The sequence below is a fragment of the Oceanobacillus locisalsi genome (genome assembly GCF_042675985.1).
GTDB classification, from domain to species: domain Bacteria; phylum Bacillota; class Bacilli; order Bacillales; family Amphibacillaceae; genus Oceanobacillus; species Oceanobacillus locisalsi.
Window position 1 is genome coordinate 150,242 of sequence record NZ_JBHTKK010000002.1, and the last position, 15,747, is coordinate 165,988.

14 protein-coding genes and 1 riboswitch are annotated in these 15,747 nt (G+C 37.3%); of the genes, 8 read left to right on the top strand and 6 right to left on the bottom strand.

All coding sequences use genetic code 11. The features are described 5' to 3' along the window. Nucleotides 1-87 precede the first annotated feature (87 nt). Together ACFQ19_RS02895 and iolG are read left to right on the top strand one after the other, a co-directional pair. Nucleotides 88-1,086, top strand: a complete 999-nt coding sequence (locus ACFQ19_RS02895; RefSeq protein WP_379590484.1) for a Gfo/Idh/MocA family protein — start codon at nt 88-90, stop codon at nt 1,084-1,086. 29 nt (nt 1,087-1,115) lie between these two features. Beyond that, nucleotides 1,116-2,141 carry an inositol 2-dehydrogenase gene (gene iolG / locus ACFQ19_RS02900; protein WP_379590796.1) on the top strand — a complete coding sequence of 342 codons (1,026 nt, stop codon included), beginning with the start codon at nt 1,116-1,118 and terminating at the stop codon, nt 2,139-2,141. Nucleotides 2,142-2,199: 58 nt separating this feature from the next. Here iolG and ACFQ19_RS02905 read toward each other — a convergent pair whose 3' ends face one another. From ACFQ19_RS02905 to ACFQ19_RS02915, 3 genes are all read right to left on the bottom strand, one after another. After that, entirely contained in the window at nt 2,200-3,630 is a 1,431-nt protein-coding gene (locus ACFQ19_RS02905) for a sugar porter family MFS transporter (protein WP_379590485.1), read from the bottom strand. A gap of 100 nt (nt 3,631-3,730) precedes the next feature. Continuing rightward, entirely contained in the window at nt 3,731-4,627 is an 897-nt protein-coding gene (locus ACFQ19_RS02910) for a sugar phosphate isomerase/epimerase family protein (protein ID WP_379590486.1), read from the bottom strand. Between the two features lie 20 nt (nt 4,628-4,647). After that, a complete protein-coding gene (locus ACFQ19_RS02915; protein ID WP_379590487.1) occupies nt 4,648-5,769 on the bottom strand; it encodes a Gfo/Idh/MocA family protein in 1,122 nt (373 codons plus the stop codon). A gap of 214 nt (nt 5,770-5,983) precedes the next feature. On the opposite strand from ACFQ19_RS02915, the gene ACFQ19_RS02920 reads away from it, so the two are divergent. Together ACFQ19_RS02920 and ACFQ19_RS02925 are read left to right on the top strand one after the other, a co-directional pair. Then, entirely contained in the window at nt 5,984-6,823 is an 840-nt protein-coding gene (locus ACFQ19_RS02920; protein ID WP_379590488.1) for an AraC family transcriptional regulator, read from the top strand. Between the two features lie 120 nt (nt 6,824-6,943). Next, nucleotides 6,944-8,875, top strand: coding sequence for a fructose-1,6-bisphosphatase (locus tag ACFQ19_RS02925; RefSeq protein ID WP_379590489.1), 1,932 nt, complete (start codon nt 6,944-6,946; stop codon nt 8,873-8,875). A 74-nt stretch (nt 8,876-8,949) separates the two neighbouring features. On the opposite strand, the gene ACFQ19_RS02930 is transcribed toward ACFQ19_RS02925, so the two are convergent. Together ACFQ19_RS02930 and ACFQ19_RS02935 are read right to left on the bottom strand one after the other, a co-directional pair. Continuing rightward, nucleotides 8,950-10,179 (bottom strand): CynX/NimT family MFS transporter, encoded by a 1,230-nt coding sequence (locus tag ACFQ19_RS02930; RefSeq protein WP_379590491.1) that lies wholly within the window; start codon nt 10,177-10,179, stop codon nt 8,950-8,952. A 318-nt stretch (nt 10,180-10,497) separates the two neighbouring features. After that, nucleotides 10,498-10,707 (bottom strand): zinc ribbon domain-containing protein, encoded by a 210-nt coding sequence (locus tag ACFQ19_RS02935; protein ID WP_379590492.1) that lies wholly within the window; start codon nt 10,705-10,707, stop codon nt 10,498-10,500. 359 nt (nt 10,708-11,066) lie between these two features. On the opposite strand from ACFQ19_RS02935, the gene ACFQ19_RS02940 reads away from it, so the two are divergent. Then, on the top strand, nt 11,067-11,930 hold the full coding sequence (locus tag ACFQ19_RS02940; RefSeq protein WP_379590493.1) for a YitT family protein: 864 nt from the start codon (nt 11,067-11,069) through the stop codon (nt 11,928-11,930). Nucleotides 11,931-12,158: 228 nt separating this feature from the next. Here ACFQ19_RS02940 and ACFQ19_RS02945 read toward each other — a convergent pair whose 3' ends face one another. Then, the gene (locus tag ACFQ19_RS02945) at nt 12,159-12,461 is read right to left on the bottom strand and encodes a hypothetical protein (protein WP_379590494.1); all 303 of its coding nucleotides are present in this window, start codon (nt 12,459-12,461) and stop codon (nt 12,159-12,161) included. Between the two features lie 320 nt (nt 12,462-12,781). After that, nucleotides 12,782-12,883, top strand: a riboswitch (SAM riboswitch). A 114-nt stretch (nt 12,884-12,997) separates the two neighbouring features. Here ACFQ19_RS02945 and ACFQ19_RS02950 point away from each other — a divergent pair. The 3 genes from ACFQ19_RS02950 (at nt 12,998) to ACFQ19_RS02960 (ending at nt 15,717) form a co-directional block, all read left to right on the top strand. Beyond that, a complete protein-coding gene (locus tag ACFQ19_RS02950) occupies nt 12,998-14,050 on the top strand; it encodes a homocysteine S-methyltransferase family protein (protein ID WP_379590495.1) in 1,053 nt (350 codons plus the stop codon). A 26-nt stretch (nt 14,051-14,076) separates the two neighbouring features. Beyond that, entirely contained in the window at nt 14,077-14,826 is a 750-nt protein-coding gene (locus ACFQ19_RS02955; protein ID WP_379590496.1) for a cyclase family protein, read from the top strand. A gap of 297 nt (nt 14,827-15,123) precedes the next feature. Then, nucleotides 15,124-15,717 carry a histidine phosphatase family protein gene (locus tag ACFQ19_RS02960; protein WP_379590498.1) on the top strand — a complete coding sequence of 198 codons (594 nt, stop codon included), beginning with the start codon at nt 15,124-15,126 and terminating at the stop codon, nt 15,715-15,717. Nucleotides 15,718-15,747 lie beyond the last annotated feature (30 nt).

A 15,747-nucleotide genomic window follows, 5' to 3' on the forward strand; every position in this document is an offset into this window, starting at 1 on the left:
CAAGATACCATTTTGTAACCCTTTTCATTATGTTAATCTAATTTTTATATGGAGAAATGAAATAATTAAAGAAGGAGTTGTATAGAAATGAACACAGTTAAATGGGGTGTGCTTAGCGGTGCTGAAATAGCAGTAAGACAAGTAGTGCCTGCTATTTTAAAAGCTCCAAATGCAGAAGTGGCAGCTGTCGCCAGCGAGAGTGGAAAAGAAGTGAAACTGAAAGAACAGTTTAATGTTTCGAAAGCTTATTCATCTTATACAGAACTTTTAAATGATCCAGAAATTGATGCTGTTTATATCCCTCTCCCAAATGGATTGCATGCGAAATGGGTTAAAGAAGCTGCAAAACATAAGAAACATGTACTTTGTGAAAAACCAGCTTCTCTGACATATCAAGAAGCTGTTGAGATGATGCAAGTCTGCGAAGAAAACAACGTTATATTTATGGAATCCTTTATGTACCAATTTCACCCGCAGCATAATAGAGTGAAGGAAGTGATTCATTCTGGAGAAATTGGTGAGGTGAAACATATGAATTCGGATCTTTCCTTTGTGTTACACAGCTTGGAGGGTAATATCCGCAGTGATCGTAATCTAGGCGGAGGTAGTTTATATGATTTGGGCTGCTATCAGATTCACGCTATTCGTATGATTCTTGGAGAAGAACCGGTTCGTGTTTTTGGGATGGAACAGTTATATGATTCATATGATGTCGATCAGGCAGCAGCTGTCACAATGGAAATGGAGAGCGGTTTGCTTGCTTCGTTTAATTGCAGCATGAATATGGCAGGACGTCAAACCTATGAAGTAGTTGGAACGAAAGGTAAAATAACTGTTTCAAAAGCCTATGTTCCGCATGAAGATGGAATTGGGAAATTGACGGTTGATCGGGAAGATGGTCACCACAGAGAAGAGATACTGGAAGGGTATTTTTATGAAATCGGAGTGGAACATTTATCTTCTCGTATTCTGGAAGGGAGAGAACCTGTCAACACTGCAGAAAATACAATACAGAATATGCGTGTGCTGGAGGCTTGTCTTACCTCGATGCAGAAAAAGCAGCCAGTGGAAGTAACAACGAAATAATAACGATATAAAAAGGAGAATGTTTCATGATGAATAAAGTAACAGTCGCTGTCATTGGTGCGGGTCGTATCGGTCAGCTGCATATTGGAAATATTTTAAAATCGAGTCTTTATCATTTAAAAGCTGTAGCGGATGTTTATATTGATCATTTAAAAGGAAGTCAATTGGAAGAGGATGGCGTACTTATTACTGCAGATACAGCCGATATTTTTCAAGATCCGGAAATTGATGCCGTTTTCATTTGCTCAAGTACAGATACACATGCCGGATATATTATAGAAGCTGCACAAGTAAAAAAACATATTTTCTGTGAGAAACCGGTCAGCTTTAATGTAGAAGAAACAAGGAGCGCATTAAAAGAAGTAAAGAAAAATAATGTAAACTTGCAAATTGGCTTCAATCGTCGTTTTGATAAACACTTTTCAAAGGTTCAAGATGCTATGATGGAAGGAAATATTGGTACACCGCAAATTATTAAAATTACATCTAGAGACCCACAAGCTCCAGTAATTGAGTATGTCAAGCGCTCTGGAGGAATGTTTATGGATATGACGATTCATGATTTTGATATGGCCAGATATTTAAGTAATAGTGAAGTTATCGATGTAACGGTTAAAGCAGATAACTTAATTGACCCGGAAATTGGAAAGTGTGAGGATACGGATACAGCTGTTATACTTTTAACCTTTGAAAATGGAGCGATTGGTGTTATTGATAACAGTAGGCAGGCTGTTTATGGATATGATCAGCGAATTGAAGTTTTTGGAAATAAAGGTTTGGTATCGGCGGATAATGAAGAAATAACAAATGTGCGAGTTGCTAATGAGGCAGGAACATCAATTGACCCATTAAAGAATTTCTTCTTAGATCGATATCATGAAGCATACGAACAAGAAATAGAATGTTTTGCTGAATCTATTTTACAAAATAAACCGCTCGTTTGTAGTGGGGAAGATGGTCAGAAAGCAGAGTTGCTGGCAAAAGCTGCAAAAATGTCGCATTTGGAACAACGGACTGTGAAGCTTACTGAATTGGAAGAACAGACAACAATATAAACATAAGTAGGGTGTGAGGTAGTTTCCCACACCCTATGCTTAAATTTTTTATATGGATTTACTGTACTGCTTTTTTCTTTGAAGAGCTGCTATCATCAAGCCAAATTTCTTCTAATTCTTCTAATGTCTTTCCTTTTGTCTCCGGTACAAATTTCCAGATAAATAATGCAGCAAATAGACTTAATACTGCATAGATAGAAAATGCCATCCCACCTAAAACATCTTGAATTGGAGGGAAAGTAGAAGAAACTGTTAAATTTGCAATCCAGTGTAATGCTGTTGCTATTGATACAGCTTGCCCACGAATTTGATTTGGGAATATTTCTGATACCACTACCCATGTGGCGACTCCCCATGTTAACTGGAAACTGGCAGCAAATAAAAGTATAAAAATTAATGTAGAAATACCAAAAATTTCAAAGTATGCAAGGACGGCAACCATAAATAAGTTAAAGGCACAAAGGATAGAACCGCCAATTAACATTGGTTTTCTACCAATACTGTCGATTAGAAGAATAGCTAGAGCTTGGAAAACCACATTAACAATGCCAACAATTACTGTTTGCAACATGGAAGCGGATTGACCTGCTCCCAACTCCGCAAAAATACGAGGAGCATAGTATAGAATCACGTTGATTCCTAGAAACTGTTGAAAAATTGCAATCATTATACCGACAAATAATACAAGTTTACCATATGCAAAGATGCTGATTTTTTTATCTGATTCGAAGTGAACAGAATTTTTGATATCTGTTAATATAGATTGTGCTTTTTCTTTGGAGCCGTTTACTTTCTTTAGTATCGTTGCTGCCTTATTGTAATCTTGCTTTAATGCCAAGTATCTTGGTGTTTCTGGTACAAAGAATAACAAGAGAAAGAATAGGAGTGCCGGTACTAACTCCGAAGCAAACATATATCTCCAGCCTAGATCATCAATCCAAGCAGTGGTTTGACCAGAAGCGATATTCATATTTACGATATAAACAATAAGAGCTCCAATTCCAATAGATAAGGTATACAAAGCAACATATTTACCACGGCTTTGCTTCGGTGTTAATTCACTGATGTACACTGGTGCAATAGCTGAACCGATTCCTACACCAATGCCTCCAATAACACGGTAGATATTAAACATGATTAATAATCCAATTGTCTGCTCATCTACTGTAAAGAATAACAGTTCTGGATAAGCACTAGTGAAGGCGGATACAGAAAATAAAAGCGCGGCTAGAATTAAGGTCTTTTTTCTACCGATTTTATTTGCTAGAAATCCCGACATAAATCCTCCGATAACACAGCCTATTAGTGCGCTTGATACAGTAAATCCATGTGCAAAGGATCCTAGCCCTAGCGAATCAATCAAATATTTTTGCACGGATTGTTCTGCTCCAGAGATAACAGCTGTATCATATCCGAATAATAACCCTGCTAATGCGATAATCGGAACAATTGAAAGGATATAGCGGTTACTATTCTTTGTTTTACTCATTTTATTTCCTCCCATTTTATAGCTATTAAATGAGAGATACCATGAAGCAAACTCTTTTCTTAATCTTCATGATATCCCTTTCTCTAAAAATAACTTCTCTCTATTTGGTCAGTGTGTTCTTTTGAATCAACCCATCTACATAATCATACGTTCTTTTCGCAATAGAGTAAGGTTTATCAAACGGGGCAGGGTACATATCCTGCTCAACAACTGCCCATCCGTTAAAATCAATATCCTTTAAGACATCAATAAATGCTTCAAAGTCAACAACACCTTTTTCCGGTTCGCACATGATATCTTTACTAACTGCTTTGGCAAAAGACCAGTTTTCCTTCTGCATTTTTTCTCTTACTTCTAAATCGCAGCTTTTAATGTGAAGATATGGAATACGTTCATGGTGTTTACGCATAAATTCAACTGAATCACCGTCCATATAGGCATGATGCCCAGTATCCAGGCAAAGATTCACGTCACTGTCCTGCAGCAATCTTTCAATTTGATCTTCTGTTTCGACATGACTTTGTGCATGCGGGTGGAAGACGACTTCTAAGTCATACTTGTTCTTCGCATGGTCTTTAATTTTATCTATATTGCTGACAAATTGTTTCCACGCTTCATGATTTAATTCTGGTGAGCGAACGAGTTCACCGGTAAATAAATCCGTATAACAATCATCAATTAAAACAACATACTCTGCCGTTGGGAATTTTAATTGCAGTTCGCTCATTTTATCCAGCTGTTGGATTAATTCATCCGTTCTCGCTTCGGAAGTTAGATCGCCAACCAGCGTGGTTGCTACTAAGTCTAAGTTACGCTTGTCCAATTCCTCTTTTAACTTACTGTATTCGTTTGGAAGGTACCCCCACGGACCTAACTCCAAGCCGCTGTATCCAGCATCGGCCATCTCATCTAAGCAACGCTCCCATGGTGTCTGTTTTTCATTTTCTGGAAACCATACTCCCCAAGAATCGGGTGCGGAACCTAATTTAATATTCATAGATCATTCCTCCTTAAATCTTAAACTTGAACCCAATTTTGTTGTTCTGCTGATTTTAAAATAGCACTTACTGTTTTATCAATAGTTGCCCCGAATGCAAAATCACATGTATATTCAGTTTTTTTAGTGATTGCAGATAATAACTCGTGTGCCTCCAATATTTTCATATCATTAAATCCCATAGATATTCCAGCAGCTGGATAAAAAGCGCTATATCCTTTATGTTTAGGTCCTAAAAATATAGTACGAAAACCACGATCTGCTTCATTATCTGAAGTGAAATAAACGTTTACTTCATTCATTCTCTCCAGTGAATAATGTACAGATCCTTTTGTGCCCTGTATTTCATAAGCCAAATAGTTCTTACGACCAGAAGCAATTCTACTTGAAGAAATCGTTCCAATAGCACCGTTTTCATAGTTTGCTAGAAGTGAAATAATGTCATCGTTCTCTACTTCTTGTAAATCATCAGAACCTTCTTTGGTTGGACGTTTTTTTATAACTGTTTTTGATAAAGCATTTACACTTTCAATGTTCCCTAATATAATTTGCGAAACGCTTAGTAAATGTGATCCTAAATCCCCGATTGCACCGGAGCCGGAAAACTTATTAATATGTCTCCATGAAATCGGGATAGATTCATCCAATAAAGAATCTTGATCATAAGTTCCAGTAAATTTAACAATCTTGCCAAGTTTTTCTGATTCAACAAGATCCTTAATATAAGCGGTTGCAGGATTCATTACATTATTGTAACCAACGTAATTGACTACACCTTTTTCGTTTGCCAGTTCAGCTAATTCAAGAGATTGTTCGGCAGTTAATGTTAAAGGCTTTTCACAATAAGTATGTTTTCCATTCTCTAAAGCAGCTTTAGCAATTTCATAATGAAAAGCGTTAGGTGTTGCGATATCAACTATGTCAACATTTTCATCTGTAACAATATCTTTCCAGTCAGTTGTATATCTTGAAAAGCCAAGCTGATTGCAGGCTGTCTGTGCTGCATCCTTGTTTACATCAGATACGATTTCAAATATTGGTTTACCATATTCAGGACCGAAAGCCATTAAAGCGTTTACAAATGAATTGGTATGAGTTTTTCCCATCCAACCAGCACCTATAAGTCCAATTTTTACATTCATTTGAATTACCTCCTATAAACTTTTGATTAATTTTTTATTAACTTTGATTGCATTTAGAATTCTATTATAGTTTTTAGGACAAGTCATTAGTTAATATTGCTATAAAATTTAAGTATCTTGCTTTCGTTTGTTTTATGGATTATTCTGATGATATCTTTTACAATATTTTTAAACCTTTTATTTATTAAAGAAAATAGATTGGAGGGAGGAACTTATGCACATAAAAGATGAAGGTGTTTTAAAGCCATCTCGACAGTATTTTGCTATGACAAACGATTTTGCCAAAAGAGCTCTATATTATGTAATTAATTCAGGTAGGTATTACTCTACAAAAAAATATCAAGTTAAACGAGAAGGGTTGGCAAGCTTTATATTTATTTATATTAAAGAAGGTCAATTCTACCTTCAATATAAAGACCGTTCGTATATTGTCCCAGAAAATTCTTTTATCTTTTTAGATTGCCGCTATCCCCATTTGTATAAAGCAAATACTGATAATACAAAATTTGATTGGTTCCATTTTGCAGGTAATGCTAGCAAGGAATATTTTGATTTGCTTTATGCGAAAAATGGTTGTATTTATCATCTTTACGATCAGCATATTTTACTGAATCTGATGGAGAGAATTATTAAAATGACGGAGGAAGGTAATGTAGAGGAGCATCTCGCTTCGATATATATTCAACAAATTCTATATGAATTGAATCAGTATTCTAATTCGTCTGATCAGCTGTTAGAAAATAAAATAAAACAAGCAATTGCCTTTATAGAAGATACATTTCAAAAAGATATAAAGCTGGAGGATATTGCGAATCATGTATATTTAAGTCCGTATTATTTTTCAAGGATGTTTAAAAAATTGATGGACAGTTCCCCGATTCAGTATTTGATAAATTATCGGGTGAACCATGCGAAGAAGTTGTTGCATAATACGAATCTACCTATTGAAGAAATTGCAGCTGGATGCGGATTTAACAGTGCTTCCCATTTCATAACAACTTTCAAGAAAAATGTGAATATGTCTCCAAAACAATTTCGAGCGATCTTTTTTTAAAACAGAAGAACGGTGTATAGATAGTATATGATGATAACAATCTATTATAACTGCAATTAACACCTCAATGTGTTATACTATTTAAAATAATACCGCATAATTCAAAGGGGGACTTTGAAGGTGGATACAAAATACCTTGACCTGTTAGCGGAAAAATTTGATAGTGAAGAAAAAGTAGTGACAGAACTTATCAATTTAGAATCGATACTGGATCTGCCAAAAGGAACAGAGCATTTTGTAAGTGATTTGCACGGAGAGTACCAGGCTTTTCAACATGTTTTACGAAATGGTTCCGGGAAAGTAAGAGAGAAAATACATGATATTTTTAAAGATACCTTATCAGAAGAAGACATTAATGACTTTGCGGCGCTTGTCTATTATCCGGAAGATAAGCTGAAGCTCATTAAGCATCAATTTAATTCCAAGCAGGATTTGGATGATTGGTATGCAGAGAAAATCCAGCATATGATTCATCTGATTGCTTATGCTTCTTCCAAATATACTCGTACCAAGCTGCGAAAGGCGTTGCCGGAGCAATTTGTATTTATTATAGAAGAGCTTTTGTATAAGACGGATGAATATACAAATAAGAGACCTTATTATGAAAAAATTATTGAAAAGATTATCTCGCTTGGACAGGCTGAAAAACTGATTATCGGCTTATCGTACACAACACAGCGTCTGGTTGTAGACCACTTGCATGTGGTTGGAGATATTTATGACCGGGGACCGGAGCCGGATAAAATCATGGATACATTGATTAACCATCATTCGGTCGATATACAATGGGGAAATCATGACGTATTGTGGATTGGTGCATATGCTGGTTCCAAAGTGTGCCTGGCAAATATCATCCGAATTTGTGCGCGTTACGATAATCTGGATATCATAGAAGACGCTTATGGCATTAATTTGCGTCCATTACTTACTTTAGCAGAGAAATATTATGATGATAATGCTGCCTTCCGTCCGAAGAAGAATCCGGATCAGGAAAACTCTGATCAAGAAAAAATGCAAATTACCAAGATTCATCAGGCAATTGCTATGATTCAATTTAAATTGGAAAGTCCGATTATTAAACGCCGGCCTTTTTTCAATATGGAAGAGAGACTTGTCTTGGAGAAGACGGATTACGAAAAACAGGAAATCACGGTTTATGGAAATACGTATTCATTGGAAAATACTTGTTTTTCCACAATTGATCCAGATAACCCTGCCAAACTGTTGCCGGAAGAGGAAGAAGTTATCGACAAGCTGTTGCTTTCTGTACAGCAATCAGAGAAGCTGAAAAGGCATATGAATTTCTTAATGAAAAAGGGAAATCTATATCTTAAATACAATGGTAATCTGTTGATTCATGGCTGTATGCCAGTCGATGAAAACGGCGATATGGAACCGATGTGGATTGAAGATCAAGCGTACAAAGGAAGAGAATTGCTGGATAAATTTGAATCCTATTTGCGTGATTCTTTTGCAGATAAAGAGACAACGGATGATTTGGCGACAGATATGGTTTGGTATTTATGGACAGGAGAATATTCTTCTCTCTTTGGAAAACGGGCGATGACTACCTTTGAACGTTATTTTATTTCCGATAAGGCGGCTCATAAAGAGGAAAAAAATCCATATTATTATTTACGTGAAAATGTAGAGATGTGCCGAAAAGTACTGGAAGAATTTGATCTGGACCCGGATCAGGGGCATATTATCAACGGGCATACGCCAGTAAAAGAAATTGACGGAGAGGATCCAATCAAAGCAAATGGGAAAATGATTGTGATTGATGGCGGATTTTCAAAAGCGTATCAATCTACCACAGGAATTGCCGGCTATACCTTATTATATAATTCATTTGGTATGCAGCTCGTTGCCCATCAGCATTTTAATTCCAAAGAGGATGTCGTTCTAAATGGGGCAGATGTTTTATCTGTCCGCCGGGTTGTGGATAAAGAAATGGAACGGAAAAAAGTACGGGAAACGAATATCGGTGCTAAGCTGCAAGAAGAAATTGACATGTTGAATCAGTTGATGAACTACCGTTATATTAATTGAGAAAAGAAAAAAACCAGATGGTCTAAGGGAAATTGTTTAGACCATCTGGTTTTTTGTGCAATTTAAATCAAAACTTATTTGCCTGCTGCTCCTTCTGATTCAAAAGAAATTTTTTCATCTTTCCCTGCGATTGTCCCAAGGAAAGCAATACATAAAGCTGCAGCCATTAAAATGATAAACGGCACAGCCCACCCTCCAGTTTTGTCAGCAATTGTTCCGAGGAAAAGCGGGCCTAAAGAGGCAACTATATATCCAACAGATTGCGCCATACCGGATAATTGTGCAGATTCTAACGCAGAATTGGTACGCAGAACAAAGAACATCATGGCTAAACTGAATGTAGTTCCGGCGCCAATACCAGCTAAGATAAGAAAGGCAATAATCAAATAGGACGATGTGAAAGCAATGCCCAGTAGGCCAAAGAAAAATAGCAGTCCGGAACTGCAGCCCAGCAGCCGTTGACTTTTCATTCGGCCTGCAAGAATTGGTGCAATAAATGTTGTAGGAATAAGTCCAACTTGATAAATGGCAATTAACCATCCGGCTTCACTTTCGTCAAATCCTTTTGAAATAAAAATATCAGGGAGCCATGTAAATAAACTATAGGGTATCAATGATTGCAGCCCCATAAAAAAGGTAACAGCCCAGGCAATTTTTGATTTGTAGATTGCTTTAGAAGGCTGACTTTTTACGTTGACAAACACTTTTTTGTCACCTGAACGTGCAGCAGGAAGCCGCAGTAATAAAACAATGACAGCTGCAATGGAGATAAGACTCCATATCTGCATGGAATGCCGCCAATCGAATCCGGATATAGAAGCAATCGGTACGGAAATACCAGAGGCAAGTGCTCCGAATGCATTCATCGAAACAGAATACACTCCTGTCATCAGCCCCATCCGATAAGGGAAGGTTGATTTAATGAGTCCCGGCATCAGTATATTCCCAACTGCAATAGCCATTCCGATCAAAAGTGTACCAAAAATCAAGATCTCTATTCCGCCACTCGCCCGGATAAATATACCGACAGACAGAAAAGCCATTGCAATTAATAATGTTATTTCCATCCCAAGTTTGCTTGAAATTCTTGGTACAAATGGAGAAAATAAACCGAAAGCAAGCAGTGGCAATGTATTAATTAAACCGATTACGGCATTGGAAGCATCCAATTCTCCACGGAAAAGAGGGATGAGCGGTCCAACAGACGTGATCGGTGAACGCAATGTTGCTGCAATCAATAAAATAGCCAAAAGCAGCAAAAATATATAATATCTTTTGAAAAAAGCTTTTTTGGAGAGACGCATAAGTACAACTCCTTTGTGATGTATTTTTTAATATAACAAGAGATTATTCTATCAAAGAGAGAGAGCCAATGTAAATACATTTTTAACATTATTACAGTAATCCGGTCCGTCTAATAGAGGAACATGTCTGATGAATAAAAGGTACCTGCATGAAGCAGCTCATTTGCTTAATATGATAGACATTGTGTGTTGTTGCGTTGTTGAGTAATACCTAAGTGAATAAAGACGAATATATTCCTGCGCATAAAAAGAAACATGGTGTCATCAACCATGTTTCTTTTCGTCTTATAAAAAACTTAGAGAAGAAATTTAATTTCATTATCCTCCGAAAAATAAATCAAAAACGTTACTAGCTGTAGAGCTTTCTGTATTATAAAACTCGGAGTAACCGCAATTTTTGCAGAATACAACCGTAAAACGATTATGTTGTACATCAAATACCTTAGATAACCCAGATCCAGTCATAGAAACATCTTTTGAATCTGCGTTTTGGCTGCCACATTTCATACAACCTTCATTATTTTTCATTTCTATCACCTCTTTCATATATTTACGTGTGAATGTACTCCTTTGTTTCACCGAATGTAAATATATTTATTTTAATGGTTGTACCATTGCTTGTTTGAATTCAATTTCAATTAAAAACACTTTGCATGATTATCCATTCTTTACCTTCATAACATTTGAGTTTGAAACAGAGAAGCGTATAATAATTAATATTGAAAAAAATGTATTTACAAGGTTATTTTATGTGAAATAAGGAAATCTAAGACTGAAAAGCAATCTAAACTTCAACCCAGCCAGGAAGGGAAGTAACGGTGAAGCAAATGAACGATTATTCTTATTTCACACAATAGCAACAATGCAATAGAAAGAAGGAAAAAAGGATGAGCAAAGCACAATCGAAAATATCGAGAAAGACAATGATTTTTTTAAGAGGACTCATTATTGTTATTGGCGGGTTTATTACAGCTTATGGGCTGGAAGCGGTACTGATTCCGAATAGTGTTTCAGATGGTGGTGTAACGGGCTTGAGTATCGTTGGATCGCAATGGACAGGATTGCCGCTAGGCGTTTTAATTGCTATCTTAAATATTCCATTTATTTACTTAGGATATAAACAAATTGGCAAAGGTTTTGCGTTGTTTTCCGTTCTTGGAATTGCCTCCTTAGCTATCAGTACAAGTATGATGCATCATATCCCGACGATAATAGGAATTGAAGGAGACACCCTTCTGGTGACAGTGGTCGGCGGGATTATTATTGGTTTTGGTATGGGACTTGCACTCCGTAATGGCGGTGCATTGGACGGTATTGATATGTTAGCAGTGCTGTTATCGCGCAAGCTGCCTTTTGGAACAAGCGATTTGATTTTATTTCTTAATTTATTTGTGTTTATTGTTGTATCAACAGTGTTTGGTTTACGGGGAGCATTAATGTCAGGCATTGCTTATTTTATTGCTTCGAAAGTAATTCATTTAATTGAGGAAGGTTTGAGTAGCACCAAAGCAGTATATATTATCACCGGCTATGCGGATGAAATGATTAAAGAGATTAGAGACCGTTTAGGGCGCGGTTGTACTGTGCAGCATGTAGAGGGCGGATATTCGAAAAAAGAATTTCGGCAAGTGAAAAGTATTATTACCCGTTTGGAAGAAAGCAAGATGAAAGAGATTATTCAAGATGTTGATCCGGAGGCTTTTATCACGGTTCATGAAGTGACGGAAGTACGGGGCGGTAATTTTGATTAATAAATGAAAAGAAACAAGGCAGCCAATCGAAGTGCATTGGCTGCCTTGTTGTATATGATGCATTAAGATCTAGATCTGAACAAATCCGCGATAGCATGAGAAACCTCAATACCTTGATAAGTGAACACGGATAATGCGGTCAGAGCAAAGAACCCAATAACGATAAATCGCAAAATAATCATTTTGTCAGCCTCCTCTTTTGAAAGTAGTGTGGATTTCAAAAGAGAATTAAACCACGAAATTGGATTGATAGAAAACGGGTGTCATCAGCTGTTTTGTACGGTTGATACGGACAATCATCGTAAATAAACTGAACGTTCCCAGTAAGAATAAAGTAATGACTAGAGCTGTGTATACGGTGAATGATTTATCCGTCTGATCATTTCCGCCAATACCCAAATCTTGAGTCATTTGTGTATCAACCAGCATCTCCTGTTCGGTGAGCACGTAGCTGTGATGTACACCTGAAGATAACTGTGTGATTGGTAAAATGATAATCATGATAACAATCATTAAATAGCGATTCATCATCTACGCCTCCTCCCGTTTTTATCACCGTTTATTTGATAGAAAAACTTAATTATACCAATATTGAAGTGTCATTTCAATATATCTTCATTGATTGGTAAGGATGTAAAGTGTATTATAAGCTTATTTTTCAAAGCTGTCTATACTTTTTGAACATTTTATGACTTTTTATCTGTCATATCAATATACCCAAATGTGGCTGATTGTTAAACGTATGTTGAGGAGAAGTAATGATATAAGACTAGAAAATTTTAAAAAATTCTTATTGACAAAGAATTCAAATACATATATAGTTGTTTACAACAAATAAATAGCAATACATTTTCTTATCCAGAGAGGTGGAGGGACTGGCCCTTGGAAGCCTCGGCAACAGACTTAAAAAAGAACTGTGCCAATTCCAGTAGCATGAAGCTAGCAGATAAGGAGAGACATTGATATCGTACTCAAACCTCTTCTTTCTGAAAAGAAGAGGTTTTTCGTATTTATATCAATTTTTTAGCAGCGAATGAAAAGTAAAAATTTACAGGAGGAATGGAGAAATGGCGAAAAGAAGTTTAGAAGAACGTTTAAAACAGGGGACAGTTATTGCAGGAGAGGGATACTTATTTGAACTGGAGCGCAGAGGTTACTTACAGGCAGGATCCTTTGTACCCGAGGTGGCACTGGAGAATCCGGAAACGCTGAAGGCAGTGTATCGTGATTATATGAATGCAGGGTCAGATGTGGTGCTTGCTTTTACATATAATGCACACCGTGAAAAAATGCGCATCATCGGTAAAGAAGATTTATTGGAACCTTTAAATCGAAATGCGATTAAATTGGCGAAAGAAGTAGCGAAAGAGCACCCGACAGAAGAAGCTTTGGTGGCAGGGAATATTTCGAATACCAATATTTTTAATCCGGAAGATCAGGCGTCCAAAGATAAAGTGAGAGCGATGTTTAATGAAATGGTTTCATGGTGTAAGGACGAGGACGTTGACTATATTAACGGAGAAACGTTTTATTATCATGAAGAAGCATTGATTGCGTTAGAAGAAATTAAAAAATATGACTTGCCGGCAGTAATCACTTTGGGATTAATGGGTGAAAATATCATGCGTGACAGTTACAGCGTGGAAGAGTCATGTAAGATATTAGAGGATAACGGCGCTTTAGTTGTGGGAATGAACTGTTTCCGCGGACCGGATACCATGCAGCCGTATCTGGAGAAGATTTGTGATCATGTAGATGGTTATGTAGGGGCTTTGCCGATTCCATATCGGACAACAGAAGAAAATCCGACATTCTTTAATTTGCCGGATGGTGGATGCAGCTGTCATTTGCCGACTGAAACAACTTTCCCGACTTCACTTGATCCGCTTTATCATAACCGTTACGAGCTGGCGGAATGGGCTAAGAAAGCACATGGCATCGGTGTTAATTATATTGGCTTATGCTGTGGAGCTTCTCCGGCGATGTTGCGTGCTGTGGCTGAGGCTGTTGGAATCGAAACAATTAATTCCATCTATTCCCCGGATATGCATAAGCATTTCTTATTTGGTGAAGATGAAACGTTGCAGGATCATATTACGGATTACAAAACAAAAGCTTAAAGCAATAGATAAGGGGGCAATTTACCATGACAGTTACAAGAGAAAATGAGGTCTTACAAGCGCTTGATATACTGAAATCAAAAACATGGGTAGACTTAACGCATACGTTTGGTCCAAGTTCCCCGCATTTCGCAGCTTTTAAAGATGCTGAGTTTGAGACGTTATACACACATGATGACGGGTTTTTTGCACAGCAATTCAGTGTTTCGGGCCAATACGGCACGCATATTGATGCGCCGATTCATTTTGTTCGTGATCAACGCTATTTAGAAGAATTGGATTTACAAGAAGTGGTCCTCCCGCTGGTTGTGATTGATAAATCGGAAGCAGCAGGAGAGAACCATGATTATATTTTAACACCAGAAGATATTTTAGAGTTTGAACAGGTACATGGAAAAATTGAAGCGGGCACATTTGTTGCTTTGCGAACAGATTGGAGCAAGCGCTGGCCGGATAAAACATCTTTTGAGAATAAAGATGCAAATGGGGACAGTCATATACCTGGCTGGGGACTGGATGCGTTGAAATTCTTGTTTGAAGAAAGACAGATTAAAGCGGTAGGACATGAAACATTTGATACCGATGCTGCGATTGATGCTAGAAAAAACGGTTCTTTAATCGGTGAGTACTATGTACTGGAACAAGATACGTTCCAGGTGGAGCTTTTAACAAACTTGGATCAATTACCAGCTAAGGGTGCGGTGATATTTAATATTAGTCCAAAGCCTGAAAAAGCAAGCGGTTTTCCAGTTCGTTCATTTGCAATCTTGCCATAATAACGCATCATTACCGAAAAAGAGGAGCATCCACCCATCACGGTAATCTGTTGACGGAGGAAGATCAATGGAACAAACTAAAATATATTCTAGATACGGCCAAGGAAGTTTGGGGAGAGTAAAAAGAAGCCAAGCGTAATCACATTGTATGGAAATAAAAGAAACATCAAAACAGGCGGAGGGAGATTGGAACCCTTTAGCCTGTTTTTTATGTCGGTAAAACGCAAGTTAATAGATAAAAAGATGGAAATAGTGCTAGAATAGAAGTAATGAGAAAAATAGTACGAAAGTGGGGAAATGGCATTGACAGAGATTTGTATGATACGGCATGGGGAAACAGATTGGAACAAAGAAAAAAGAATTCAGGGAAAGACAGATATTCCTTTAAATAAAACAGGGGAATCACAAGCGCAAGTTTGCTGCGCCGCTGCAAAGGAATTTGAACCGACTGTACTCATTACCAGCCCTTTAGCGCGTGCAAAGGTAACAGCGGAAATAATTAATATGGACTTAGAACTGCCTTTACACGAAATGCCTGATTTTGTAGAACGTTCTTATGGAGATGCGGAAGGGATGAACATAGAGGACAGAAACCGGTATTTCCCTGACCGTGAAATGATTCCGAATGTAGAAACCTTTGAAGCATTAAAAGAAAGAGGGATTAGAGGACTAGAGGCAGTTCGTGAAAAGTATGCCGGAGAGCGCATTTTGATTGTTTCACATGGTGCATTAATTAATGCTCTTTTATCCATTATTTCAAAAGGAGAGTTAGGAACAGGAATAACGTTTCTTCAAAATACATCCATCACCACGTTTGCTTGTGAAGACAATGGTGACTGGCGTGTAGTGGATTATAATAATACAAATCATCTTGCAGCTGTGAATGAGTAGTTGCTGTATAAAAAATACATTCTTTTAGAT

Bases quoted from the DNA above. Each gene is read 5' to 3' on its own strand.
- ACFQ19_RS02895 (WP_379590484.1), top strand. From the start codon at position 88: ATGAACACAGTTAAATGGGGTGTGCTTAGCGGTGCTGAAATAGCAGTA.
- iolG (WP_379590796.1), top strand. From the start codon at position 1,116: ATGAATAAAGTAACAGTCGCTGTCATTGGTGCGGGTCGTATCGGTCAG.
- ACFQ19_RS02905 (WP_379590485.1), bottom strand. From the start codon at position 3,630: ATGAGTAAAACAAAGAATAGTAACCGCTATATCCTTTCAATTGTTCCG.
- ACFQ19_RS02910 (WP_379590486.1), bottom strand. From the start codon at position 4,627: ATGAATATTAAATTAGGTTCCGCACCCGATTCTTGGGGAGTATGGTTT.
- ACFQ19_RS02915 (WP_379590487.1), bottom strand. From the start codon at position 5,769: ATGAATGTAAAAATTGGACTTATAGGTGCTGGTTGGATGGGAAAAACT.
- ACFQ19_RS02920 (WP_379590488.1), top strand. From the start codon at position 5,984: ATGCACATAAAAGATGAAGGTGTTTTAAAGCCATCTCGACAGTATTTT.
- ACFQ19_RS02930 (WP_379590491.1), bottom strand. From the start codon at position 10,179: ATGCGTCTCTCCAAAAAAGCTTTTTTCAAAAGATATTATATATTTTTG.
- ACFQ19_RS02935 (WP_379590492.1), bottom strand. From the start codon at position 10,707: ATGAAAAATAATGAAGGTTGTATGAAATGTGGCAGCCAAAACGCAGAT.
- ACFQ19_RS02940 (WP_379590493.1), top strand. From the start codon at position 11,067: ATGAGCAAAGCACAATCGAAAATATCGAGAAAGACAATGATTTTTTTA.
- ACFQ19_RS02945 (WP_379590494.1), bottom strand. From the start codon at position 12,461: ATGATGAATCGCTATTTAATGATTGTTATCATGATTATCATTTTACCA.
- ACFQ19_RS02950 (WP_379590495.1), top strand. From the start codon at position 12,998: ATGGCGAAAAGAAGTTTAGAAGAACGTTTAAAACAGGGGACAGTTATT.
- ACFQ19_RS02955 (WP_379590496.1), top strand. From the start codon at position 14,077: ATGACAGTTACAAGAGAAAATGAGGTCTTACAAGCGCTTGATATACTG.
- ACFQ19_RS02960 (WP_379590498.1), top strand. From the start codon at position 15,124: ATGGCATTGACAGAGATTTGTATGATACGGCATGGGGAAACAGATTGG.